This is a genomic window from Nonomuraea rosea, assembly GCF_039539705.1.
In the GTDB taxonomy this organism is placed as follows: Bacteria; Actinomycetota; Actinomycetes; order Streptosporangiales; family Streptosporangiaceae; genus Nonomuraea; species Nonomuraea rosea.
On the sequence record NZ_BAABDQ010000050.1, the window covers coordinates 77,880 to 99,663 of the forward strand.

At 70.7% G+C, this 21,784-nt stretch carries 19 protein-coding genes; 7 read left to right on the forward strand and 12 right to left on the reverse strand.

The genetic code is table 11. From position 1 onward, the window contains the following. The first annotated feature begins 27 nt into the window (after positions 1-27). Together ABEA43_RS58715 and ABEA43_RS58720 are read left to right on the forward strand one after the other, a co-directional pair. On the forward strand, positions 28-1,065 hold the full coding sequence (locus ABEA43_RS58715; protein WP_345576621.1) for a saccharopine dehydrogenase family protein: 1,038 nt from the start codon (positions 28-30) through the stop codon (positions 1,063-1,065). 89 nt (positions 1,066-1,154) lie between these two features. Continuing rightward, entirely contained in the window at positions 1,155-1,880 is a 726-nt protein-coding gene (locus ABEA43_RS58720) for a hypothetical protein (RefSeq protein WP_345576623.1), read from the forward strand. On the opposite strand, the gene ABEA43_RS58725 is transcribed toward ABEA43_RS58720, so the two are convergent. The 4 genes from ABEA43_RS58725 to ABEA43_RS58740 form a co-directional block, all read right to left on the reverse strand. After that, a complete protein-coding gene (locus ABEA43_RS58725; protein WP_345576625.1) occupies positions 1,837-2,334 on the reverse strand; it encodes an SRPBCC family protein in 498 nt (165 codons plus the stop codon). The two genes, ABEA43_RS58720 and ABEA43_RS58725, sit on opposite strands and share 44 nt — an antisense overlap. A 1-nt stretch (position 2,335) precedes the next feature. Next, a complete protein-coding gene (locus tag ABEA43_RS58730; protein WP_345576626.1) occupies positions 2,336-3,529 on the reverse strand; it encodes an RNA polymerase sigma factor in 1,194 nt (397 codons plus the stop codon). A 6-nt stretch (positions 3,530-3,535) separates the two neighbouring features. Further along, on the reverse strand, positions 3,536-3,892 hold the full coding sequence (locus ABEA43_RS58735; RefSeq protein WP_345576628.1) for a YciI family protein: 357 nt from the start codon (positions 3,890-3,892) through the stop codon (positions 3,536-3,538). 141 nt (positions 3,893-4,033) lie between these two features. Further along, positions 4,034-4,471 carry an ester cyclase gene (locus ABEA43_RS58740; RefSeq protein ID WP_345576630.1) on the reverse strand — a complete coding sequence of 146 codons (438 nt, stop codon included), beginning with the start codon at positions 4,469-4,471 and terminating at the stop codon, positions 4,034-4,036. Positions 4,472-5,082: 611 nt separating this feature from the next. Here ABEA43_RS58740 and ABEA43_RS58745 point away from each other — a divergent pair. After that, positions 5,083-6,102, forward strand: coding sequence for an NAD-dependent epimerase/dehydratase family protein (locus tag ABEA43_RS58745; RefSeq protein ID WP_345576632.1), 1,020 nt, complete (start codon positions 5,083-5,085; stop codon positions 6,100-6,102). Here ABEA43_RS58745 and ABEA43_RS58750 read toward each other — a convergent pair. From ABEA43_RS58750 to ABEA43_RS58775, 6 genes are all read right to left on the reverse strand, one after another. Further along, a complete protein-coding gene (locus ABEA43_RS58750; RefSeq protein ID WP_345576634.1) occupies positions 6,092-7,300 on the reverse strand; it encodes a cytochrome P450 in 1,209 nt (402 codons plus the stop codon). The two genes, ABEA43_RS58745 and ABEA43_RS58750, sit on opposite strands and share 11 nt — an antisense overlap. Before the next feature lie 86 nt (positions 7,301-7,386). Continuing rightward, entirely contained in the window at positions 7,387-11,154 is a 3,768-nt protein-coding gene (locus ABEA43_RS58755; protein ID WP_345576636.1) for a type I polyketide synthase, read from the reverse strand. 48 nt (positions 11,155-11,202) lie between these two features. After that, positions 11,203-12,246 (reverse strand): ketoacyl-ACP synthase III family protein, encoded by a 1,044-nt coding sequence (locus tag ABEA43_RS58760; RefSeq protein ID WP_345576638.1) that lies wholly within the window; start codon positions 12,244-12,246, stop codon positions 11,203-11,205. A gap of 19 nt (positions 12,247-12,265) precedes the next feature. Beyond that, a complete protein-coding gene (locus tag ABEA43_RS58765; RefSeq protein WP_345576640.1) occupies positions 12,266-12,517 on the reverse strand; it encodes an acyl carrier protein in 252 nt (83 codons plus the stop codon). Continuing rightward, a complete protein-coding gene (locus tag ABEA43_RS58770; protein ID WP_345576642.1) occupies positions 12,514-13,566 on the reverse strand; it encodes a ketoacyl-ACP synthase III family protein in 1,053 nt (350 codons plus the stop codon). Before ABEA43_RS58770 ends, ABEA43_RS58765 begins: the two co-directional genes overlap by 4 nt. 360 nt (positions 13,567-13,926) lie before the next feature. After that, positions 13,927-15,249 (reverse strand): cellulose binding domain-containing protein, encoded by a 1,323-nt coding sequence (locus tag ABEA43_RS58775; protein ID WP_345576644.1) that lies wholly within the window; start codon positions 15,247-15,249, stop codon positions 13,927-13,929. 482 nt (positions 15,250-15,731) lie between these two features. Between ABEA43_RS58775 and ABEA43_RS58780 the strand changes: the two genes are divergently transcribed. The 3 genes from ABEA43_RS58780 (at position 15,732) to ABEA43_RS58790 (ending at position 18,171) form a co-directional block, all read left to right on the forward strand. Further along, the gene (locus tag ABEA43_RS58780) at positions 15,732-15,953 is read left to right on the forward strand and encodes a hypothetical protein (RefSeq protein WP_345576646.1); all 222 of its coding nucleotides are present in this window, start codon (positions 15,732-15,734) and stop codon (positions 15,951-15,953) included. Between the two features lie 131 nt (positions 15,954-16,084). Further along, on the forward strand, positions 16,085-17,383 hold the full coding sequence (locus ABEA43_RS58785; protein ID WP_345576648.1) for a family 4 glycosyl hydrolase: 1,299 nt from the start codon (positions 16,085-16,087) through the stop codon (positions 17,381-17,383). Positions 17,384-17,391: 8 nt separating this feature from the next. Further along, positions 17,392-18,171 carry a DeoR/GlpR family DNA-binding transcription regulator gene (locus ABEA43_RS58790; RefSeq protein WP_345576650.1) on the forward strand — a complete coding sequence of 260 codons (780 nt, stop codon included), beginning with the start codon at positions 17,392-17,394 and terminating at the stop codon, positions 18,169-18,171. A gap of 14 nt (positions 18,172-18,185) precedes the next feature. Here the strand turns inward: ABEA43_RS58790 and melA are convergent, their stop codons facing one another. Beyond that, positions 18,186-19,454 carry an alpha-glucosidase/alpha-galactosidase gene (gene melA / locus ABEA43_RS58795; protein WP_345576652.1) on the reverse strand — a complete coding sequence of 423 codons (1,269 nt, stop codon included), beginning with the start codon at positions 19,452-19,454 and terminating at the stop codon, positions 18,186-18,188. Then, the gene (locus ABEA43_RS58800) at positions 19,451-20,368 is read right to left on the reverse strand and encodes a carbohydrate kinase family protein (RefSeq protein ID WP_345576654.1); all 918 of its coding nucleotides are present in this window, start codon (positions 20,366-20,368) and stop codon (positions 19,451-19,453) included. Before ABEA43_RS58800 ends, melA begins: the two co-directional genes overlap by 4 nt. A gap of 116 nt (positions 20,369-20,484) precedes the next feature. Between ABEA43_RS58800 and ABEA43_RS58805 the strand changes: the two genes are divergently transcribed. Continuing rightward, positions 20,485-21,783 (forward strand): ABC transporter substrate-binding protein, encoded by a 1,299-nt coding sequence (locus tag ABEA43_RS58805; protein ID WP_345576656.1) that lies wholly within the window; start codon positions 20,485-20,487, stop codon positions 21,781-21,783. Position 21,784: the final 1 nt, after the last annotated feature.

The following is a 21,784-nucleotide window of genomic DNA, read 5'->3' on the forward strand; positions in this document are numbered from 1 at the left end:
AAGCACTTCGAGCACGTGGGAGCAGACATGGAATCGGGTCGTAACGTAGCGGTGTTCGGCGCGTACGGGCACACCGGGCGGTTCGTGGTCGCGGAGTTGCGCGAGCGCGGATACGTGCCGCTGCTCCTCGGCCGCGACCAGGACAAGCTGCGGGCGCTGGCCGGGCTGGAGCTTGCGGCGCGGCAGGCGTCGGCCGACGATCCGGCCTCGCTCGACCGCGCGCTGACCGGCGCCGCCGCCGTGATCAACTGTGCCGGGCCCTTCGCCACCACCGGCGCCCCGCTGATCGAGGCGGCGCTGCGGGCCGGCATCCCGTACGTCGACGTGGCGGCCGAGATCGAGGCGAACGCCGACACGTTCGCGCACTTCGCCGAGCGCGCCCGCGCCGCGGGCACCGCGGTCGTCCCGGCGATGGCCTTCTACGGCGGCCTCGGCGACCTGCTCGTCACCACCGCGATGGACGACTGGACGGCGGCGGACGAGGTGCACGTCGCCTACGGCCTGAGCAGCTGGCACCCCACGGCCGGCACGCTCGCCTCCGGCACCGTGTCGGGGCAGCGACGGGGTGGCCGCCGGGTCCGCTACACCGGCGGCCGGCTGGAGTACCACGACGACGCCCTGCCGACCCTGGAGTGGTCCTTCCCGGCGCCGCTCGGCCCCCAGAAGGTCATCGGCGAGTTCACCATGGCCGACGTCGTCACCGTTCCCAGCCACCTGGACGTCCCGGAGGTGCGCACGTACATGACCGCCAAGGCGGCCGCGGACCTGTCCGCTCCTGACGCCTCGGCGCCGGCCGCCGTCGACGAGCGCGGCCGCTCCGCGCAGACCTTCGTCATCGACGTCCTCGTCCGCTCCGGCGGCACCGAACGCCGCCTGGCCGCCACGGGTCAGGACATCTACGCCATCAGCGCACCGCTCGCGGTGGAGGCCGTCGACCGCATCCTGACCGGCCGTACCAGGACCACCGGCGTCGCCTCCGCGGGCGCGATCTTCGACGCCGCGGACTTCCTGCGCGCCCTGTCCCCGCACCTCTCGCTGCACGTCCCGACCGGCACCCGCGACTGACCGAGCTCTCGTCATCTTCGCTGAACGCTGACAGGAACGCCGTCGCTGGTCGATGATCTAGGGGAAACCTCCGGCCGAAGGGAATCTCGATGGCGCGGCTCCTGCCCGGAAGATCCAGGCGTCTCGTCATAGTGCTCGTGGCGGCGGCCTTGGCCATCGAGGGACTCTCGGCCTGCGCCTATTCGCAGCCGCGCACCATCGATCCGTCCGATGGGGACGTGGCCAAGCGCAGGGACGCCGCCCGGCGTACTGTCGCGGCCCGGCTCGACCACGCCAGGCGCACCGCTGGCGTGACCAAGGAGATAAGCCGCCTCACCATCGACCGATGCAGGCGAGGCAACGACGACGCGAAGAACACCGAGGACTTCCTGTCGATCTGCAGCCTCATCCAGCAACGGGCGTACGTCTGGGACGGCGACGTGAACGGCTTCCTCGACCGGTTCCCCACGTGCGACGGCACCCTCACGAACAGGGAAAAATGGCGAAAGCTGCGCGGGAAACCGGCCCCGGGAGACCTCGCACGCACCTATGACGCCGGCGACCTGCCGGGTTTGGAGTGCAGCGCCGTAGAGATCGAATTCGTCACCTCCGCGACACCGCAACTGGATCTGGAAACCATAAAGCCAGGTGCCATCATCATGGATCCAGACTCCGGCATCGACGACCCTTATCACTGGGTCGTCGAGGGGAAGCCGTGGCTCGCCGATTGGCTCAAGATCCGCCACAAGAACCGATTCCTGGTGGCCATGTCAACGATCCAGGACTACGCCGTCACCTCTCGGAGACGAGCGCGGCCAAGTGGCGCAGCGAGTTGATGAGATGCTCGGGGCCGAACGGCGGGAACTGGATGTACTCCCGGCGGAACCCCGGCACCGCCGACCAGTCGTAGGTGAGCGTGACCTCAGTCTCCGACGGACCGAGCGCCGCCAGGTCGTAACGCCAGATCCAGCCCCCGAACTCCAGCTGACCGTCGTCCTTCTCATATCCCGTGAGCCAGCCGATGGCGCGCGGCGGGTCGAGCGCCTGGACCTTGTTGACCACCCGGTAGTCACCGTCCGGATGGCCGGCGTGGTGCATGTCCATCCGGAAGATCTGCCCCACCTCCGTCAGCGGCGCCTGGTTGACGGATTCCCGAACCCAGCCGGTCCCGTCGATCGCAGCATGGGTCGTCGGGTCCGCCAGCACCGCGAACACCTTCGCGGCGGGCTCGGCGACCGTCAGGGTGGCGCTCACGTTCTCCTGGTCCACGGTGTGCACACTCCTTCTCATCTCAGGTCTCCCGCCTCAGGCGTGCCCGTCGTGTCTGCAGAAAGGTTCGTTCGGTGTCGTTGGTGGCCAGGGTGATCGCTTCGTCGTAGGCGGCGATGGCGTCGGCGGTACGGCCCAGGCGGGTGAGCAGGTCGGCGCGGGTGGCGGGCAGCAGGTGGTAGCCCGGCAGGTCCAGCTCCTCGACGGCGGCCAGCGCCGGCGCGGGCCCGTGGACCTCGGCCACGGCGACCGCGCGGTTGAGCGCGACGATCGGGTTCGGGGTGTGCCGCAGCAGCTGATCGTAGAGTGCCAGCACCTGTGTCCAGTCGGTCGCCGGCCCGTCGGTGTGCACGGCGTTGATCGCGGCCTGCAACTGGTACGTGCCCGGCTGCGCGCGGCGCAGGCACCGGCGTACCAGCGCGTGCCCTTCGGCGATCAGGTCCCGGTTCCACAGCGACCGGTCCTGTTCTGCGAGCACCACCAGCTCACCCGAAGGGCTCACCCTGGCGGGCCGGCGGGCTTCGCTGAGCAGCAGCAGCGCCAGCAGCCCGGTCACCTCCGGCTCGTCGGGCATCAGCTCGGCCAGCGCCCTGGCCAGGCGGATCGCCTCCGCGCACAGGTCGGTACGCAGCAGCGGCCCGGTGGTGGCGGCGTAGCCCTCGTTGAAGATGAGGTAGAGCACGGTGAGCACCGAGGCCAGCCGATCGGGCAGCTCGGCGGCGGCGGGCACCCGGTAGGGGATGCCGGCGTCGCGGATCTTCTTCTTGGCGCGGACGATCCGCTGGGAGACGGTCGTCTCCGGCACCAGGTAGGCGCGCGCGATCTGTGCCACCTCCAGCCCGCCGAGCAGGCGCAGGGTGAGCGCGCTCCGCGCGGGCGGTGACAGCGCCGGGTGGCAGCAGGTGAAGATCATGCGGAGCTGGTCGTCGCGCACCGGGCCCTCCTCCTGTTTCGGTTCGCCGGGCTCGTGCAGCAGGAGTGCTTGGGCGTGGCGGGCCTCGCGGGTGGATTCGCGGCGCAGCCGGTCGATCGCCCGGTTGCGGGCGGTGGTCACGATCCAGGCGCCGGGATTGGGCGGCGGCTCGTCCCATTTCTGGATGGCGACGGCGAAGGCGTCCTGCACGGCCTCCTCGGCCAATCCGATGTCACCGAGCAACCGGGTCAGCGTGGCCACGCACCGGCCGTACTCGGCCCGGTAGAGGCGGTCGAGATCCATCCGCGCTCATGCCTTCTGCGCGTCTGCGAACGGGCGCACCTCGATCGGGGACCCGCAGGCCAGCGCACACTTTCCGGCCCAGGCCAGCGCCTGGTCCAGGTCGTCGCACCGGATCACCCAGAACCCGCCGAGCTGCTCCTTCGTCTCGGCGAACGGGCCGTCGGTCATCGTGGTCGTGCCGTCGCCGGGGTGGACGACGGTGGTGGCGGACGAGGGGAGCAGGCCGCCGACGAACACCCACGTACCGGCGGACTGCATCTCGGTGGTCACCTGGGTCGTACGGGCCTGCTGCAGCCGCAGGTCCTCCTCGGACGGCCACGGCGCGCTTTCGTCGAACTGGACGGCGAGCAGGTACTGCTTCACGGCGAACTCCTCCGGCAGGGGGGCAGGCGGCCGGCTCGTGCCGGTCTCTCACCTTGGCTACGAACGGGCTCGACGCCATTCGACACCACCGCGGAAGAAAATCAGCAGACCTGCTCGCCACGAGCGATCCGGCCCTCGATCTCAGCCCGACAGCCGCTCGGGATTGAGCCGGACTCCGAGGGAGGCGAACAGCTCCAGCTGGTCGAAGTAGAACCGGTGGCTGATGATGAGGCCGTCGTCCATGTCGGCCGTGCTGCCCCCGCGTACCGCGATGCCCTGGCCGGTCGGGTCGAGCGTGCCGCCGTTGGGCATGAGGAACGGGCCGAGGTGGGTGCCGGTCAGCGTCCACTCGTGCAGGGTCACGTCATCGGTGGTGATCTTTCTCCAGACGGTGACCTGCGCGTCCGGGAATCCGGCGAAGATGTGCTCGTAGTAGGTGGCGATCTGATCGTGCCCCTCGGCCATGCCGCCCGGCGCCACGAAGACCGCCTGCGGGCTGTAGAGCCGCAGGATCCCGTCCATCGCGTGACCGTTGATGGCCTCGGTCAGCGCATCGCCGATCTGCCCGTCCTCTGACATCGCCCCTCCTTCATCCAGATACGCCCGACGCTACCGAGTCACCGGCGCCGACCCCGGTAGCCGGGCGGCAGACACGCTCGGCCGCTCAGGAGGTGAGGATGCCGATGCCGTCGCCGAGCAGTTTCAGCGGCCGCGGCGAGGGTCAGCGAGGCGTTCTTGACGTTGGCCGCCGACAGCGCGAGCCCGAGCCCGAGGACAGGCCCCTCCCGCGCCGCCGATCGCCAGCATGATGCCGCCGAGCGCGACGAGTCCGGCCACCCAGCCGAGGGCGAACAACAGCCCGTTGAGCCGTCCGCGTGGCGTGGCCAGGACGAGGATGACGGAGCCCTTCGGAGCCGATTGTCGCAGCAGGGCGGTTCCCCCAGATGGTGCCGCGCCGAGTCTCCTGCACCAAGCACCTGATCCACCTGCTCTCCCCGGAACAACTGCGGCAGCTCGCGGGCATCAGGGAAGTCCTGCTCGACCACCTGACCGAGCGGGACCGTGCCGGTGGTTGCTCGAAGCCTGACATCGCAGGTGGTGGCCTTTCGGAGGCGGGGGTGACCCGCGGACGATCTGATTGCTGGCCGCCAGGACCTGGGGCCTCGGCCGGGGCGGGGTAAGATCGGCTGGTGACGGTCCACGATCGCAGAGCCTTCATCATCGGAGGCACGGGGCAGATCGGCCGGGCCACCGCCGCCCGGCTCACCGCGGCCGGCTACGCGGTGACCCTCGGGCACCGCCGGCCCCGTCCGGACGCCGCAAAGCCGGGCGCCGCCGGGCTGGACGGGATCACGTCGGTCCAGGTCGACAGGGCCGACACCGAGGCGCTGCTCCGTGCCCTCGACGGCCACGACCTGGTCGTGGACACGGTCGCGTTCACCCCGCTCCACGGTGCGCAGCTCGCCCAGCTGGCCGGCCGCGTCGGCTCGCTGGTGGTCATCTCGTCGGGAGCCGTCTACCAGGCTCCCGGCCTGCCGGTGCCGATCCCGGAGACGTGGCCGACGATCGAGCGCGACACCCACGACTACCCGGCGGGGAAGGCCGCGCTGGAGCGCCGCCTGCTGGCGACGCCCGGCCTGCCGGTCAGCATCCTGCGGACAGGCGTGCTGCACGGCCCGTACGGCACCTCGCTCGATCACTGGTCGTTCATCAAGCGGGCGCTCGACAAGCGGCCGTACGTCGTGATCGCCCAGGACGGCCGGAGCCGGTTCCCCACCTCGGCGGTCGCGAACGTCGCCGAGCTGATCCATCTGTGCGCGCGGCGCCCGGGGGCCCGGGTCCTCAACGTCGCCGACGACCCGCTGACCGTCGCCGAGATCGGCGCCAGGATCTTCGCCGTCATGGGCCACGAGGCGGAGATCATCACCTTCGCGGGCCCGTCGCGTCCGGACGGCCTGGGGTTCAATCCGTGGAATGTGCCGGAGCCGATCGTGTTCAGCATGGACAAGGCCCGTGCCGAGCTCGGCTACCGCCCTGCCGTCCCCTACGACGACGCGCTGCGCCAGGTCATCGAATGGGCCGTCCCCGCCGTATCCGAGGCGGGCGGCCGCTGGCAGGAGGTCTTTCCCGATCTGATCGACCGCCACGGCCCCGACGTCTGGTTCCCCTACGCGGCCGAGGACGCCTACGTCGCCGGCGCTACCAGGTGACCGGCATCGCGTGCAGCCCGAAGAACGGCGCGTCGCCGGCGAAGGGCAGCTCGCCGAACTCGATCGCCAGGCGCAGCGTCGGGATCCGGGTCAGCAGCGTGCCGCACGCGACCTGCAGCTCGGCGCGGGCGAGGTTGCGGCCGATGCACTGGTGAATCCCGTGGCCGAAGGCGACGTGGGGGCGGGCGGGCCGGTGGATGTCGAAGTCGTCGGGGTTCTCGAACGCCCGTACATCACGATTGGCGGAGGCGGCCAGCACCGTCAGGCGGTCACCGGCGCGGATCCGTACGGAGCCGATCTCCAGGTCCTCGGCCGCGACCCGGTCGAAGCTGACCCAGTCCTGTACGGAGTGGAAGCGCAGCAGCTCCTCGATCGCACCCGCCAGCAGGCCCGGGCCGGCGCGCAGCGCGGCCAGCTGCGCCGGGTGCCGCAGCAGTGTGAGCATGCCTAAGGAGATCGTGTTCGCCGGGGAGTCGTAGCCCGCGAGCAGCAGGAGAAAACCGATGTTGATCAGCTCGTCCGTGGTCAGCTCGCCGGTGGGCAGGTGCCTGGCGGCCAGCCGCCGGATCATTCCCTCGTGCGGCGCACGCTCCGCGTCGCTGATGAGTTCGCGCAGATAGCCGCGAACGTCGCTGGACGCCTGCGCCGCCACACTCGGATCCATGCTCGTCACCGACAGCATCCGCAGCCGGGACTCGAAGAACGCGTGGTCGCCGGCCGGGATGCCGAACAACGCGCAGAGGACCCGCGACGGGACCCGGCGCGCGTACAGGGCGACGAGGTCGGCGGGCGGCCCGGCCTCCAGCAGCTCGTCGATCGCGGTGTCGGCGATGCGCTGGAGGTCCGGCCGCAGGGCCTCGATCGGACGGGCGCCGAGCTCCGAGATCAGCAACCGCCGGAACCGGCTGTGCTCCGGTGGATCCATGTCGACGAAGAAGCCGTCGTCGGGGCGGTCGTCGTCGGGCCCGCGAGGTCGTTCGGGGCGTCCGGTGTTCGAGCTGATCCTCGGGTCACTGAGGATCTGCCGCGCCTCGGCGTAGCGGGTGACCGCCCAGACCGGCGCCCCGTTGGGCAGGGCAGCGCGGACGACGGGCGCGGCGGCACGCATCCGCCGATATTCGTCCGGTGGCGCGAACGGGCAGGTCCGCGCCATCGGAAAGGTCGGAGTCGCAGGTACGTCGTGCTCGGCTGTGCTCATGGCGCTCCCTGTGCCGCTCGACCATGGAGCCGAGCGGCGTGGCAGGACTCGCTGATCATGCTAACAACCGCACTCGCGGATGGCGATCATCCGATGGCGGGCCTGCTCTCGGGAACGGGCGCCGCGTCCGGTCTCGGCGTGGCGAGCAGCTCCACCAGGTGATCCGCGATCGCGGAGATGGCGGGTTGCTGCCACAGCAAGGTCGCGGGGAGGCGGCGGCCGAAGCGCTTCTCCAGGCGCCGCCGGACCATGACGGTCATCACCGAGTCCAGCCCCTGCTCGACGAGGGGACGCCGGATCGCCAGGTCCTCGGGAGCCAGCCGCATCACGGCCGCGATCTCCGCGCGGACCTCGGGCAGGACCTTCTCCCGCAGATCCTCGGGCGCCAGGCCGGCGAACGACTCCGCGGGCTCCTGGAGGTCGTCCCCGGCCGGGACCGGCGCGTCGATCACCGGATAGCGGAGCCCCGTGAGGTGTCCCACCACCCGGCCGTCCGCCTCGGCCAGCAGCACCCGCACGGTGTCGGCGGCGGCCGGGTCCATGGCCGCGTCGATGATCACCGTCGAGGGCGGCGTGCCGGTCAGCACCACCTCGTCGATGTGCACGACCATGCGCAGCACCGGATCGCCGGGGAACACGCAGGGCGCCACCGACATCGCCGCGTCCAGCGCCGGCGCCCAGCTCCCCGGCTCCCCGGTACGGACCGTGGCCCGCAGCACGCCGTCCGCGCTCAGCAGCGTCCCGATCGTCCAGTCGAAGCCCGTCGAGGGCACCCCGACGGTGGCCAGCCGCTGGTGCACGAACCCGGGGTCGATCGGGGCGAGAGCGCCCTCGTCCGGCAGCACGTCGGGCTTCACCTGGCCAGGAGCGGCCACGTTCGCGGTGACGTGCACCAGCCAGGCGGGTTCGGGCTCGTCGGGGCCGGCCGGCGTACGGGCCGCGAGCCGTACCGCCGGCGGCTCGTGCACGACCTGGACCTGCCGGCGCTCCGCTGTCATCAGCGGATGCATCATCTCCACGCCGGTGAGCGTGACGTCCTCGTCCTCGACGGCGTGCAGGAACGTGTTGACCAGCACGGCGGCGGGCACGATCTCGACCCCGTTGAGCGCGTGGCTGCCCGGGTAGGGCCGGTTGGCGTCCTCCAGGCTGGTCCGCCACAGCCGGGCCCGGCTGCCCGCGAGACTGGTCCCGGCTCCGAGCAGGGTGTGGCCGTGCGGGTCGTGCCCCGGGTTGTCCTGTCCTGTGTAGACCTCGCGCCAGTGGCGGCGGTGCTGCCAGGCGTACGGCGGCAGGTCGGCCGGAGCCGCGGCCGGCTGCAGCCGGCTCCAGTCCACCTCGACGCCGTGACAGTGCGCCGTGCCGACCGCGACGAGGAAGGCCGGCGTCTCCGGCTGGTTCCTGCGCAGCGACGTGCCGACGAACACGTCCTCGAACCCGTTCTCCGAGAGCGTCTCGGTGACGGAGTGCGCGACCACGGGGTGCGGGGAGATCTCCAGGAACACGCGGTAGCCGTCCTGCGCGGCGGCCGTCGTCGCCGCGGCCAGGCGCACGGGCTCACGGAGGTTCGCCGCCCAGTACGCGCTGTCCAGGACGGGCGTCGACCGGGGATCGGCCAGCGCGGTCGTGTACATGGGGATGCGGGGCGCGCCGAACGAGAGATCGGCGGTGGCCACGGCCAGCTCGGCGGCCAGCGGATCCATCTGCGGGCTGTGGAAGGCGACGTCCGACGCCACCCGCCGCACCACGATGCCCTCGGCCGGCCACTCGTTCAGCACCGCCTCGACCGCGGCGACCTCGCCGGACAGCACGGTGGAGCCGGGCGCGGACGAGATCGCCGCCACCAGGTCGGTACGGCCGGCCAGCCTCTCGGCCGCCTCCTCGAAGGACAGGCCGGCCATCACCATGGCCCCCTTGCCCTCGGCCTGGCACAGCAGCCGGGAGCGGCGGCAGATCAGGCGGGCGCCGTCGGCGACGCTCATCGCGCCGGCCGTCACCGCCGCCGCGATCTCGCCGACGGAGTGGCCGATGACGGCCTTCGGAGCGACCCCGTACGCGTTCCAGAGCCTGGCGAGGCCCAGCTGCATCACGAAGATCATGGTCTGTACGCGGTCGATCGAGTCGAGGTCGCCGTCGGCCAGGACCTGCCGGGGCGAGAAGCCGATCTCCTCGGCGAAGATCGGCTCCACCTCGTCGACCACGGACGCGAACTCCGGCACGGCGAGCAGCTCCCGGCCCATCCCCCGCCACTGGCAGCCCTGCCCGGAGAAGACCCAGACCGGCCCGGGACCGAGCTCGGGCAGCACGTCGCCGGTGATGACGGACTCGGCCGGCACGTCGTCCGCGAGCCTGCGCAGGCCGGCCGTCAGCTCGTCCCTGTCCGCCCCGATCACGACGGCGCGGCGGGTCAGATGGGTGCGCCGGAGCGCCAGCGTGTGTCCCGCCGACGCCAGGTCGAGTCCTTCCCCGAGGTGATCGGCGAGGTTGCCCGCGTACTGACGCAACGCCTTCTCCGAGGCGGCCGACAGCGGGAACAGCTCCCCCGCCGCCCCGCCCCGAGGCGCCTCCTGAGCCGGAGGGGCCTGCTCCAGCACGATGTGCGCGACCGTGCCGCCGTACCCGAAGCTGGAGACGCCCGCCCGGCGGGGATGCTCGCGCTCCGGCCAGGCCGATCGTTCTGTCACCACGCGGAGGCCCGAGGCCTCCCACGCGATGGCCGGGTTCAGGGTGGTCAGCAGGCTCGGGGGGATCTCACCGCGGTCGAGGGCGAGCACCGCCTTGATGACGCCGGCGATGCCGGCGGCGCCTTCGAGGTGGCCGATGTTGGACTTGACCGAGCCGATGAGGCACGGGTCGCCGGAGGGCCGCCGCGTGCCGTACACGGAGGAGAGCGCCTCCGCTTCGAGCGGGTCGCCCAGCCGGGTCCCGGTGCCGTGCGCCTCGACGTAGTCGACGGTGGACGGCGCGACGCCCGCCAGCCGGCAGGCCCGGGCCATCACGTGGGCCTGGGCCTCCCCGCACGGCGCCATGATGCCGTTGGTGTGCCCGTCCTGGTTCACGGCGCTGCCGATGACGAGCGCGAGGATCCGGTCGCCGTCGCGCTGCGCGTCGGACAGCCGCTTGAGCACGACCACGCCACAGCCCTCGCCGCGCCCGTAGCCGTCGGCCGACGCGTCGAACGACTTGGACCGCCCGTCGGGGGCCAGGGCGCCGGCGGTGCCGAGCGTGAGGGTCTGGCCCGGGGTGATCAGCAGGTTGACGCCGCCGGCGAGGGCGACGTCGCTCTCGCCGAGCCGCAGGCTCTGCGCGGCCAGGTGCAGCGCGACCAGCGAGGCCGAGCAGGCGGTGTCGATCGCCATGCTGGGGCCGCGCAGGTCCAGGGAGTAGGAGATGCGGTTGGCGACGGCGCAGGTCGCAGCGCCGATCCCGGTCCACGCCTCGATCTGGGGCAGGTCCTCCAGCAGGCTGCCGCCGTAGTCGGCCGTGCAGACCCCGACGAACACCCCGGCGTCGGTGCCGGCCAGCTCGTGCGGCGGCAGGCCGGCGTGCTCCAGGGCCTCCCACGCGGTCTCCATCAGGATCCGCTGCTGCGGGTCCATCAGCTCGGCCTCCCGGGGCGACAGGCCGAAGAACTCCGCGTCGAAGCCCTCGATGTCGCTCAGGAAGCTGCCATGACGCACGGCGTCGCGCAGCGCGGCGGCGTACTCGGGGCTCCGGTTCTCATACCGGCGCCAGCGTTCGGCGGGCAGCGGCCGGGTCGTGTTCCGGCCGCCGCACAGCAGGTCCCAGAACGCGTCCGGTGAGTGAGCGTCGCCGGGAAGGCGGCATCCGATCCCGACCACCGCCACTGGTTCCACCCGGGCTCCGTGCGGACTATCGACCATCTGCGTTCGTTTCCCTTCGGTTCAAGCCCATTGAGGAGTGTCGATGATCTTGATCACGGCGCCGGAGACGGTCACTCCCGGCCCGGTGCCGAGCATCAGCAGGTGGTCGCCGGGGCCCAGCTGCCCGGTCATGAGCAGGTGGTCGAGGGAAAGCACCTGGTCGCTGGCCCCGCAGTGGCCGATGGTGCGGCCGTAACCCCAGGTCGAGCGGGACATGGGCAGGTCGAGCACGGCCATGCACCGCTGTTCGACGATCTCTTCCGAGTAGTTCATGAACGCCACCCGGGTGAGGTCGCCGGCCTCGATCCCGCTCTCGTCCAGCACGCGCTCGATGACCTCCATGAGCGCCCGCTGGATCTTGAACAGCGCCGCGGTGGCCTCGCCCTTGGGCATGACCTGCTGCCGGAACTGCTCGTTCCTGGCCGCGAAGCTCATCCGGCGCCCGACCGTGACGCCCGGCGGGAACAGGGGTTCGGTGCCCCGGTGCAGCTCCTCGGCCTCAGCCACCGTCGTCGTGCAGACCGACATCAGGCGGGCGAAACCGCCCTCCTTGGTGAGCACGAGCGCGCTGGCGGCGTCGCCGCCGATGTAGCCGGGGCCCATCCGCCACCGGTCCATCAGCGGGGTGCCGTAATTGTCGGAGGCGACCAGCAGGGCCGCCCGCTGCCCGGGTACGGAGTCCAGGTAGCCGGCCGCGAGCTCCAGGGCGATGAACATCCCGTTGCAGCCCTGCCGGATCTCGGTGGCCAGGACGTTCCCGCCGACGAGGTGGCGCTGCAGGTAGGAGTGCGGGGGCCAGCCGTCCGGCCCCTGGTGCCAGGTGGAGGCGTACAGGAGAAGCGCCAGGTCGGACGGCGCCCGCCCGCTGCGCTTGAGCGCGCTCTGCGCCGCGTGCAGGGCCATCTCCGGAGCCGGTTCTTCACCGGCCACCGCCGTCCCGGCCAGGTTGTGCAGCTCGGCCTCTTCGCCCGGGTACCAGCCCTTGGCGACGGCCTTCTCGACGCTGACGCGGGTCCGTGGGAGATAGGCTCCCACCCCGCTGATGTACGTGTCCGCCCACTGCATGACTCTGACCTGGCTCCGGCTAGACGGATTCGAGTTCTCTGACCATCGCCACGATGGTCACGACGTCCCTGAAATTCTCGGGGTCGAGCTTCGCGGCGGGGATCGCGACGCCGACGTCCTTCCGGAGGAAAGTCAGCAGCCGCGCCGTCCGCAGGGAGTCGAGGAGGCCCGACACGAGGAGCGGGGTCGTCTCGTCGACCGTGATGTCGTCGCCGTCCTGGACGAGGTTCTTCTGGATGAAGTCGATCAGGTTCTGGGTGATCTCGGTCATGCGCGTGCTTCTCTCGTGACGGGAGCGGGAGCGAGGATCTTGAAGGCCGCCGCGGCGACGGACGTTCCCGAGCCGAAGCCGACCATGAGCAGGTGATCTCCGGCTGTCAGCCCGCCGGTCGCGATCAGGTGCTCGAAGGCGATGAACTGGTCCACCGCGCCGCAGTGGCCGACGCGCCGCCCGTAGTCCCAGGTCGTCTGCTCCTCGTCGATGCCCAGCCAGGCCATCTGCCCGTCCAGGTCCTCCCGGCGGCCGTGCGGGAACGCCACCCGGGTGATGTCGGCCAGCCCGATCCCGGCCTCGTCCAGGGTCTGCTCGACCTGCTGCATCATCGTCTTCTGGATGGTCAGGTGGATCCCGGTTCCCTGCGCGTTGAGCAGCCGCTGGCGGAACTCCTCGTGCCGGTCCCCGAAGCTCAGGCCCCTGCCGACGGTGGCGTCCGGGGGGAACAGGGGGTAGGCGCCGTCGTTGACCGCGTCGGCCTCCGGGATCACCGTCGCGTTCACCGACAGGAGCTCGGCCATGCCGTATTCCTTGCCGAGGAGGAGCGCGGCGGCGGCGTCGCCGATCAGCGCCCCGGGGGTCATCCGCCAGCGGTCCACCAGGGGGGTGCCGTGGTTGTCGGAGGAGACGACCATGGCCGTCTCCCGTCCCGCGTCGGCCTGGAGGTAGCTCGCCGCCAGTTCGAGCGAGCTGATCATCCCGACGCAGCCGCTGCGGATCTCGAACGCGGGCACGTTCCCGCCGAGGAGGTGCTTCTGCAGGTAGTGCTGGGGCTGCCAGCCGTTCGGGCCCTGGTGCCAGACCGACGGGTAGAGCAGCAGGTCGAGATCGCGCGGGGAGGACTCACCCCAGCGGTCGTACGCGTCCAGGACCGCGAGCCGCGCCATCTCGGGCGCGGGCATGTCGCCGGCGACCGCCGCGCCGAGTTGCCGGAACTCTTCGGCCTCGGCGGCCGGGTACCAGCCCTCACGGACCGCCCGCTCGACGCTCACGCTGTCAGGCACATAGACGCCGAGGCTCCTGACGAACATGTTGGATGTACGCACACGTCCCCTAACTCAACTCATCGGCGATCCCGGACAACGGCCTTCAGCGGTGGAAGGCGGTTTTCCGATTTATTTCGGGTCACGGGATATCAAGCGGCTCCCGGCCGGCCGAGGAAACGACGTGGAATAGGCCGGTGAGCCGTCACGGGCAAGGATAGGGGCGGCCCGTCGGAGGAAGCAATATGAGCGTCCATAATCCGGGTCGGCGACATTCTGTGAGCAGAGTTCGACAGAACGTGTCGCGTTCCGGGAATGGGCCTTTCCGCTCCGTGCCGCGATTCCGAATGCAATTCCAGAATTCGGACGACAGAGAACGGCGCCGGGCCGTCGCCATTCAGCTCAGGCCCGGCGCGCGTCGTCTCAGGCGGGCACTCTCGTGCACACGGCGTTGTTGAGTTGGAACTGGGCGGGAATGCCGTTCGTCCCGGTTGCGGTCGCCGAGAAGCCGAGGCTCTGGCTCGAACCGGGGCCGATGTAGGAGTTGTGGCCGGCGTCGCGTGCGGTCACCTGGGTGCCGGTCTGGGTCACGGTGGCGTTCCAGGCGGTCGTGATCTGCTGGTTGCCCGTCCAGGTCCACGTCGTGGTCCAGCCCTGGATGGGGGTCGTGCCGGTGTTCTTGATGGTCACGCTGCCGTTGAAGGCGCCGTCCCAGACGCCGGTGGCGTAGGTGACCTCGCAGGAGGTGCCCAGCTTGAGCCCGCCGCGCAGGAAGGTCGCGAAGTTGGCCCAGGTGGGGTTCAGCGTGCCGGTGCCGACGGTCTCCCCGCAGTCGGTGGTGGTGGAGACGGTCTGCAGACCGTGGTGGACGGGGTCCATGACCTCGGTCAGGATGTGGTCCGCGCCGGGCACCGAGATGAACGTCGCGTCACCGCACTGAGCCTTGATCCTGTTGTAGAGCAGGACGCTCTGCCCGTGCGGCACCAGGAAGTCGGCCTGGCCGTGCAGGAACATCAGCGGCGGATCGTTGCTGTCGGCGTAGGTCATCGCGTTGGCCTGGGCCGCCTGGGCCGGGCAGGTCTGGATCGGGCAGCCGAGCAGGAGGGATTCCGGCGAGGCGGGAGAGTCGTGGTTCAGCCCGCCGGTCGGCAGGTTCTGCGCGTTCATCTGCAGGAAGTCGGTCGGGCTGAAGAAGGCGACGCCCGTCTGCACGGCGCTGGAGACGCCGGTCGTGCCGACGGTGCCCTCCAGCGCCGTCACGCCGCCGGACAGGGTGGCCATCTCCGTCAGCCACCCGCCCGAGGAGTTGCCCATGATCGCGAAGCGATTGGGGTCGAGCTGATACGTGGCGGCGTTCGCGCGCAGCCAGCGGATGGCCGCCTTGATGTCGTGCACCTGGGCCGGGAATATCGCCTGGGCGCTGGACCGGACGCTGACGCCGGCCACGGCGAAGCCCAGGGGGTTGAAGATGTTCGCGATCGCCTCCGCGCCGGCCTTGCCGTCGTCGCTCGTCCACGCCGAGCCGCTGTGCCAGATCAGCAGCGGGCGGGGCGTGATGCCGGTGGACGGTAAGCGAAGGTCGAGCAGGTGTCCCCTGCTGCCGGCCGGTTGTGCGGGGGCGTAAGCGATATCAGTGATCACCTGCGCGGCTTGGGCCGGTGGCGCGAAGGCCAGCGACACGCCGACGGAGGCCAGCATGGTCAGCACCATGCCGACGATCTTGGCCGTGCGGATCCGAGCTTGCATGGTACGACTCCGGTTTGGTCGGATGATCACCGCTTCCCGGCAGCCGTCCGTGTCTCCTCCGATGCCGGGGCAGCCGCGATCAGCGCGCCGACCGAAGCGCCTATGAGAACAACGTCGTGCTCGAGTGTCGCGGCTCACATCGATATGGGCGGTGCGACGATATGACACGTAAGTGACGATGGTCAAAGTTTTCTGTGTAACGTGCCAACCAACCAGGAAAAGCGGCATAAATCGTACTTTGGGGGCTCGCGAGGCCTTCCGGGGCCGCCATGTCCGGAATTGGACAGCGACCGAAACTCCGGAGAAACAGCAGAATCGGAAAGTGACGCCGACCTTACGCGCAGTAAACGACCGCAATGGCCGTCGCGAAAACGCCGATGAAACTTTCAAACCCCTGCGTCCGATCGGGAACTGACAATTTCCCTGGCGCGCAGTTAGTGATAATGTCCACCGTCATGATCTCCCCAGTCACAGGAGGACGAATGCGAAAGGTACGCGCTGTTCTCGCCTCGGCCGTCATGGTCCTCGGAGTGTCGATGACGATCGGCGCCACCCCGGCGACGGCGGCCGCGCAGCTGTCCGGCGTCTTCAAGGACTACTCGGAGTGCCAGCGGGTCGGGAACCTGGGCGTCGCCCAGGGCTGGTGGGACGACTATTCATGCGTGTGGGAGAGCCGGTACCGCTACTACTTCCTCTACGCGTGACCGCTTGAGACGCACGCGCCCCCGGCCCTGAAGGGTCCGCCCGGGGCGCGTGCGGCGTCGGCCCGGACGATCGCCCCGAACCGGGACGAAGGCCGGACCAGCAGGTCTGCGCAGCGTGGCATACTTCGTGGATGGCGCGGATCGTCTTCATCGGGGTCGGTGACGTGGAGTTGACGCGCCGCGTCCTGTCCGGCCTGGTGCTCGTCCCCGAGCTCCGCGGCGAGCTGGAGATCGTGCTGCACGACGACGATCCCGGTCGGCTCGCGACCGCCGAGACCCTCGTGCGCGCGATAGACGCCGAGGCCGGCTCCGCGGCGAAGATCCGCAGCACCTTCGAGCGGCGGCAGGCGCTGCGCGGCGCCGACTTCGTCATCAGCGACCTCGACGTGGGCGGGTTCGAGGCGACGCTGCGCGACTTCGAGATCCCCCACCGCTACGGCCTGCGCCAGACGATCGGCGACACCATCGGCATCGGCGGGGTGTTCCGCGGCCTGCGCACGATCCCCGTGCTGGTGAGCCTGGCGGCGGAGATGGCCGCCGAATGCCCGGACGCCTGGCTGCTGAGCTGCAGCGACCCGATGGCGATGACGGGCTGGGCGGTGCAGGAGGCCACGGGCCTGGAGCGCTTCGCCGGGCTGTGCCACGCGGTCTGCGACACCCACGCCTACCTGGCCGACCTCGTCGGGCGCGGCCAGGACGAGGTGACGTTCCTCAGCGCCGGGGTCAACCATCAGTCGTTCGTCCTGCGCTTCGAGGCCGGCGGCCGCTCGCTCTACCCCGAGCTCGACGCGGTGCTCGAGTCCGACGCGCAGCTGCGCAGGCACGTCCGGGTGGAGCTCTACCGGAAGTTCGGGCACTTCCCGACGATGTCGAGCGAGCACGCCGCCGAATACGTCCCCTGGATCATGCGGCACCCGGAGGAGACCGCCAGGCTGGGCGTCCCCGTCGAGGAATACCTGCGGCGCGTCGGCAAGAGCCTGCACCTGTACGAGGAGACCCGCCGCGCCCTGTCGGCCGGGCATTCGCTGCTCATCCGCTGGCAGCACCAGGAGCCGGCGGCGGCGATGATCCGCGCCCTGCTGATCGGCGAGGAGAAGGAGATCTACGTCAACGTGGCCAACCGCGGCCTGATCGGCAACCTGCCCGAGGGGTGCTGCGTGGAGGTGCCGGCGCTGGCGGGCGCCGGCGGGCTGCGCCCCCGCGCCGTGGGCGACCTGCCCGTCCAGCTCGCCGCGCTCAACCGCACATTCCTCAACGTGGTCGAGCTGACCGTCCGCGCGGTGCTCGACGGCGACCGCGGGCACGTCTACCACGCGGCGATGCTCGACCCGAACACGGCGGCCACCCTGACGCTGCCGCAGATCGAGGCGCTGTGCGACGAGCTGATCGAGGCGCACGGCGACCTGCTGCCCGCGGCGGTCCGGGCATGATGGAGTCGATGCCGACGGAGGTGCGGCGTGATCGCATGCTCGCGCTGCTGACCGAGCAGGAGTTCGCGCGGGTCGCGGAGCTGGCCGAGGCGTTCAGCGTGTCCAGCGTGACGGTCCGCGCCGACCTCGACGCGCTGGAGGAGCAGGGCAAGGTGCGGCGGGTGCGCGGCGGCGCGATGTCGGCCGCCCCCGCGCAGCACGTCGAGGCGTCGTTCGAGCTGTCGCTCGGCACGGCGGCGGTGGAGAAGTCGCTGATCGCGAAGGTCGCGGCGCGGCTGATCACCTCGGGCGAGAGCGTGCTGATGGGCGCGGGCACGACGACCACGTACGTGGCCAGGGAGCTGGTGGCGCGCCCCGAGCTGACCGACGTGACGGTGTTCACCAACGGGCTGCGCACGGCGCTGGAGCTGGAGCCCGCGATCCCCCGGCTCTCGGTCGTGGTGACGGGCGGCAGCCTGCGGCGGCAGCAGCATTCGCTGGTCGATCCGCTGGGCGGCAAGCTGCTGGAGGGCATCCGCGCCAACACCGTCATCCTGGGCTGCGGCGGCATCGACGCGATCGACGGGGTGACGAACGTGAGCCTGCCCGACGCGGAGATGAAGCAGCGCATGCTGCGATCCGCGACCAGGAAGATCCTGGTCGCGGACGCTTCGAAGCTGGGCGTGGTGGAGATGGCGCCGATCTGCGCGATCGGCGAGATCGACCTGCTGATCACGGGCGAGTCGGCCGACCCCGAGTGCGTGGGCTCCCTGCGCGGCAAGGGGCTGGAGGTCGAGATAGCCCGCTGAGCCGCGCACGGCTGCTAGAGGCGCAGGGCCTTCGGCAGCAGGTCGCCGTGCGCGCGGGTGAGGTCGTCCGCCAGGCGCCAGATCTCGTCGAGCGTGAGCGTGGCCGCCGTGTTGGGGTCGATCATCATGGCGTGCCTGACGTACTCGGGCCGTTCTTCGAGCGCGGCCCGCACGGTCAGCTCGTTCATGCTCATGTAGGTCCGGTTGAGCGCCGCGCACTGCGGGGGCAGCGCGCCGACGGCGGTGGGCCGCACGCCGGTGGCGTCCACCACACAGGGCACCTCCACGACGCCGCCCTGGGGCAGGTTCGAGATCAGCCCGTCGTTGACGACGTTGCCGTAGACGACGCGCGGCGTGCCGGTGACGATGCTGTGGATGATCTGCGGGGCGTACTCGTCGGTGCCGGCGATGTCGAGCTCGCCGCCGCCGCGCACGGTGTCGCGGGTCTGCCGGTACTCGCGCAGGTTGTCCTCGCTGATGCGCACGTACTCCCCCACCGGGATGCGCAGCCGCTCGATCTCGCTGTCGTGGTGCATGAGCCAGGGCACGTACTCGGCGGAGTGCTCGCTGGTCTCCGTCGGGTAGTAGCCGAGCCGGCGGAACATGTCCACCCGCACGCGCCGGCGCAGCTCGGGATCGTCCACGTCGAGGCGCGGGTAGAGGTCCTCGCCGTCGCGTTCGAAGCGCAGCACCCACGCCTGGTGGTTGACCCCGGCGGCGAGGTAGGTGACCTCCTCGTACGGCACCGACACCAGCTCCGCGAGCCCCCGCATCGTCCAGTACACCGAGTGGCAGAGCCCGACCACGTTCCTGACCTTGCCGGACAGGTACCAGACGTTCATCGCCATGGGGTTGGTGTAGTTGAGCAGCAGCGCGTCGGGGCAGACGCCGGCGATGTCGGCGGCCAGCGCGTCGAGCACGGGGAACGTGCGCAGCGCGCGGAAGATGCCGCCGACGCCGATGGTGTCGGCGATGGTCTGGCGCAGCCCGTACCGGGCGGGGATCTCGAAGTCGGTGACGGTGGCGTCGTGGCCGCCGACCTGGATCATGTTGATCACGAAGTCGGCGCCGTCGAGGGCCGCGCGCCGGTCGAGGTGGGCGGTGACGGTGGCCGCGTCGCCGGCGATGCGCCGGCAGACGGCCTCGGCGACCTGCAGGCGCTCGGGGTCGATGTCGTGCAGGGCCAGGTGCATGCCGTGCAGCTCGGGGAACTTCACGAGGTCGGCGAGCAGTCCCTGGGTGAAGACGACGCTTCCCGCCCCGACGAACACGATCTTCTTCATGAGATTGCTTCCTCCCAGGTGGGCTGCGCCGCGGTGCCCCCGGCGGCGCGGGTGGACAGGGTGCCGCAGGCCACGGCCACCTCTAGAGCGCGCCGCAGCGGCTCGCCGCGCAGGAGCGCCGCGAGCAGCCCGGCGTTGAAGCTGTCGCCCGCGCCGACGGCGTCGACCACGGCCGCGGGGCGCGCGGGCGCCGCGACGAGCTCGCCGTCGGCGAGGGAGAGCGCGCCGTGCTCGCCGCGCTTGACGACGGGCAGGGTGCCCATGGCCGCCAGCGCGCGGACGGCGTCCTCGATGCCGGGCACGCCGGAGATCGCGCGGGCCTCGGCCTCGTTGGGCAGCAGCACGTCGGTGACCGGCAGCACCTCGTCCAGCCCGGCCCACTTCCCTGCCGGGTCGTCGTTGGTGTCGAGCGAGGTGGACGCGCCCGCGGCGCGGGCGGAGCGGAAGAGTCCTGGCAGGCCGGCGGCCAGCAGCGGCTGCAGGAAGTACGACGAGACGTGCACGTGCGCGGCCCGCTCGACGAGCCCGAGCGAGACGTCGGCGGCCGTGAGCCGGTCGAGCGTGCCGGAGGCGGTGAGGATCGCCCGGTCGTCGCCGTCCACCAGGATCACGGTCATGGCCGTGGGGACGGCGGGGTCGACGACGCAGCCGGAGACGTCCACGCCGCCGGAGCGCAGGGCGTCCAGGACGAAGGCTCCCGCGGGATCGTCCCCCACGCGCCCGGCGAAAGCGGTGCGCAGGCCCAGGCGGGCGGCGCCGTACGCGGTGATCGCGCCGGAGCCGCCGAGCACCAGGCCCGCCGCGGGGACGAGCTGCTCACGCTGGCCGAACTCGGGTTGGCGAGGCGCCCCGGACACGATCACATCCGGGTTGGCGTCGCCGACGACAAGAAGGTCGAAGGTCGTTCTGGACACCACCGCACGGTCCCAGGAGTTGTGAAACGTTGTCAACCCTTGCGCTTTTTCGAAGGTATTGACAAGACTTCGAAAGTCATGATGATTGGCTCCAACATCCGGGAGGAGCATCCACGATGCGAAGAAGAACCGTGACAGCCCTGGTCGCGGCGATCATCCTGGCGGCCGCAGGCTGCGGGGGGTCACCCGCGGAGGGCCCCAAGACGGCGGACCCGCAGGCGAAGGTGAAGCTCACCTGGTGGACGGGTCAGACCGCCGACGTGCAGAAGATCCTGGAAGGGCTGGCGACCAAGTTCACGCAGGCCCATCCCAACGTCACCATCGAGGTGACGTCGGGAGCGTCCACCACCGACCAGTTGCTGCAGAAGCTCTCCGCGGGCTTCGCCAGCGGCGTCTATCCCGATATTTCGTACTCTTACGGTAGCTGGGCGTCTCAGCTCCAGGAATCCGGCAAGGCCCTGGACCTCACCGAGAAGGTGCGGGACGCCTCGGTCAAGTGGGAGGAGTTCCCCGCCTCCGCCCGCACCACGGCCACGCCAGCCGGGCAGGTGATCGGCTTCCCCGCGCTCGTGGACAACCTCGCGCTGCTCTACAACAAGTCGGTCTTCGACGCCAAGAAGGTGCCGTACCCGACCGACGACTGGTCCTGGGAGGACTTCAGGGCGGCGGCCAAGAAGCTGACCGACCCCGCCGAGAAGATCTACGGCACCGCGTACTCGGTGAGCGGGTCCGAGGACACGACCTGGCACCTGTGGCCGCTGTTGTGGCAGCGCGGCGGCTCCGTGCTCTCCCCCGACCAGAAGAAGGCGGCCTTCAACTCCCAGCAGGGCGTGGACGCGCTGGAGTTCCTGCGGGCGATGGCCGTGGACGACAAGAGCATGTACCTCGACCAGACCGACGAGCGGTACGGCCCGCTGTTCGAGGACGGCCGGATCGGCATGATCATCTCCGGTCCGTGGGAGCTGTACAACCTGGGCCAGAAGAAGACCAAATACGGCGTGGCCTACCTGCCGGGCACCAACGGCGACCACCAGACCGTCTCCGGCCCCGACCTGTGGACCCTGTTCGACAACGACGACGCCAACCGCGCCTACTGGTCGTTCGAGCTGATCAAGTGGCTCACCTCCGCCGAGGGCGACGCCCAGTGGAACCTCGTCACGGGCAACCTGCCCCTGCGCACCTCCGAGACCGCGTTGCCGGCCTACAAGGAGTACATCAAGACCTACCCGGGCGTGGAGAAGCTGGTCGCCAACCTGGCGAACGCCAAGCAGGCCAGGCCCACGGTCACGGGATACGTCGAGCTGTCCAGGTTCGTCGGTGAGGCCATCTCCAAGACCCTGCAGGGCGCGGCCACGCCGAAGGACGCCCTGGACCAGGCGGCGGCCAAGTCCGCGACGGCGCTGGCCGGAGGCTGAG

What these genes read in the sequence shown, in the direction of transcription:
- ABEA43_RS58805 (WP_345576656.1), top strand. Translation starts at nt 20,485, where the DNA reads ATGCGAAGAAGAACCGTGACAGCCCTGGTCGCGGCGATCATCCTGGCG.
- ABEA43_RS58760 (WP_345576638.1), bottom strand. Translation starts at nt 12,246, where the DNA reads ATGCAGTGGGCGGACACGTACATCAGCGGGGTGGGAGCCTATCTCCCA.
- ABEA43_RS58730 (WP_345576626.1), bottom strand. Translation starts at nt 3,529, where the DNA reads ATGGATCTCGACCGCCTCTACCGGGCCGAGTACGGCCGGTGCGTGGCC.
- ABEA43_RS58740 (WP_345576630.1), bottom strand. Translation starts at nt 4,471, where the DNA reads ATGTCAGAGGACGGGCAGATCGGCGATGCGCTGACCGAGGCCATCAAC.
- ABEA43_RS58780 (WP_345576646.1), top strand. Translation starts at nt 15,732, where the DNA reads ATGCGAAAGGTACGCGCTGTTCTCGCCTCGGCCGTCATGGTCCTCGGA.
- ABEA43_RS58775 (WP_345576644.1), bottom strand. Translation starts at nt 15,249, where the DNA reads ATGCAAGCTCGGATCCGCACGGCCAAGATCGTCGGCATGGTGCTGACC.
- ABEA43_RS58720 (WP_345576623.1), top strand. Translation starts at nt 1,155, where the DNA reads ATGGCGCGGCTCCTGCCCGGAAGATCCAGGCGTCTCGTCATAGTGCTC.
- ABEA43_RS58765 (WP_345576640.1), bottom strand. Translation starts at nt 12,517, where the DNA reads ATGACCGAGATCACCCAGAACCTGATCGACTTCATCCAGAAGAACCTC.
- ABEA43_RS58750 (WP_345576634.1), bottom strand. Translation starts at nt 7,300, where the DNA reads ATGAGCACAGCCGAGCACGACGTACCTGCGACTCCGACCTTTCCGATG.
- ABEA43_RS58790 (WP_345576650.1), top strand. Translation starts at nt 17,392, where the DNA reads ATGCCGACGGAGGTGCGGCGTGATCGCATGCTCGCGCTGCTGACCGAG.
- ABEA43_RS58785 (WP_345576648.1), top strand. Translation starts at nt 16,085, where the DNA reads ATGGCGCGGATCGTCTTCATCGGGGTCGGTGACGTGGAGTTGACGCGC.
- melA (WP_345576652.1), bottom strand. Translation starts at nt 19,454, where the DNA reads ATGAAGAAGATCGTGTTCGTCGGGGCGGGAAGCGTCGTCTTCACCCAG.
- ABEA43_RS58725 (WP_345576625.1), bottom strand. Translation starts at nt 2,334, where the DNA reads ATGAGAAGGAGTGTGCACACCGTGGACCAGGAGAACGTGAGCGCCACC.
- ABEA43_RS58715 (WP_345576621.1), top strand. Translation starts at nt 28, where the DNA reads ATGGAATCGGGTCGTAACGTAGCGGTGTTCGGCGCGTACGGGCACACC.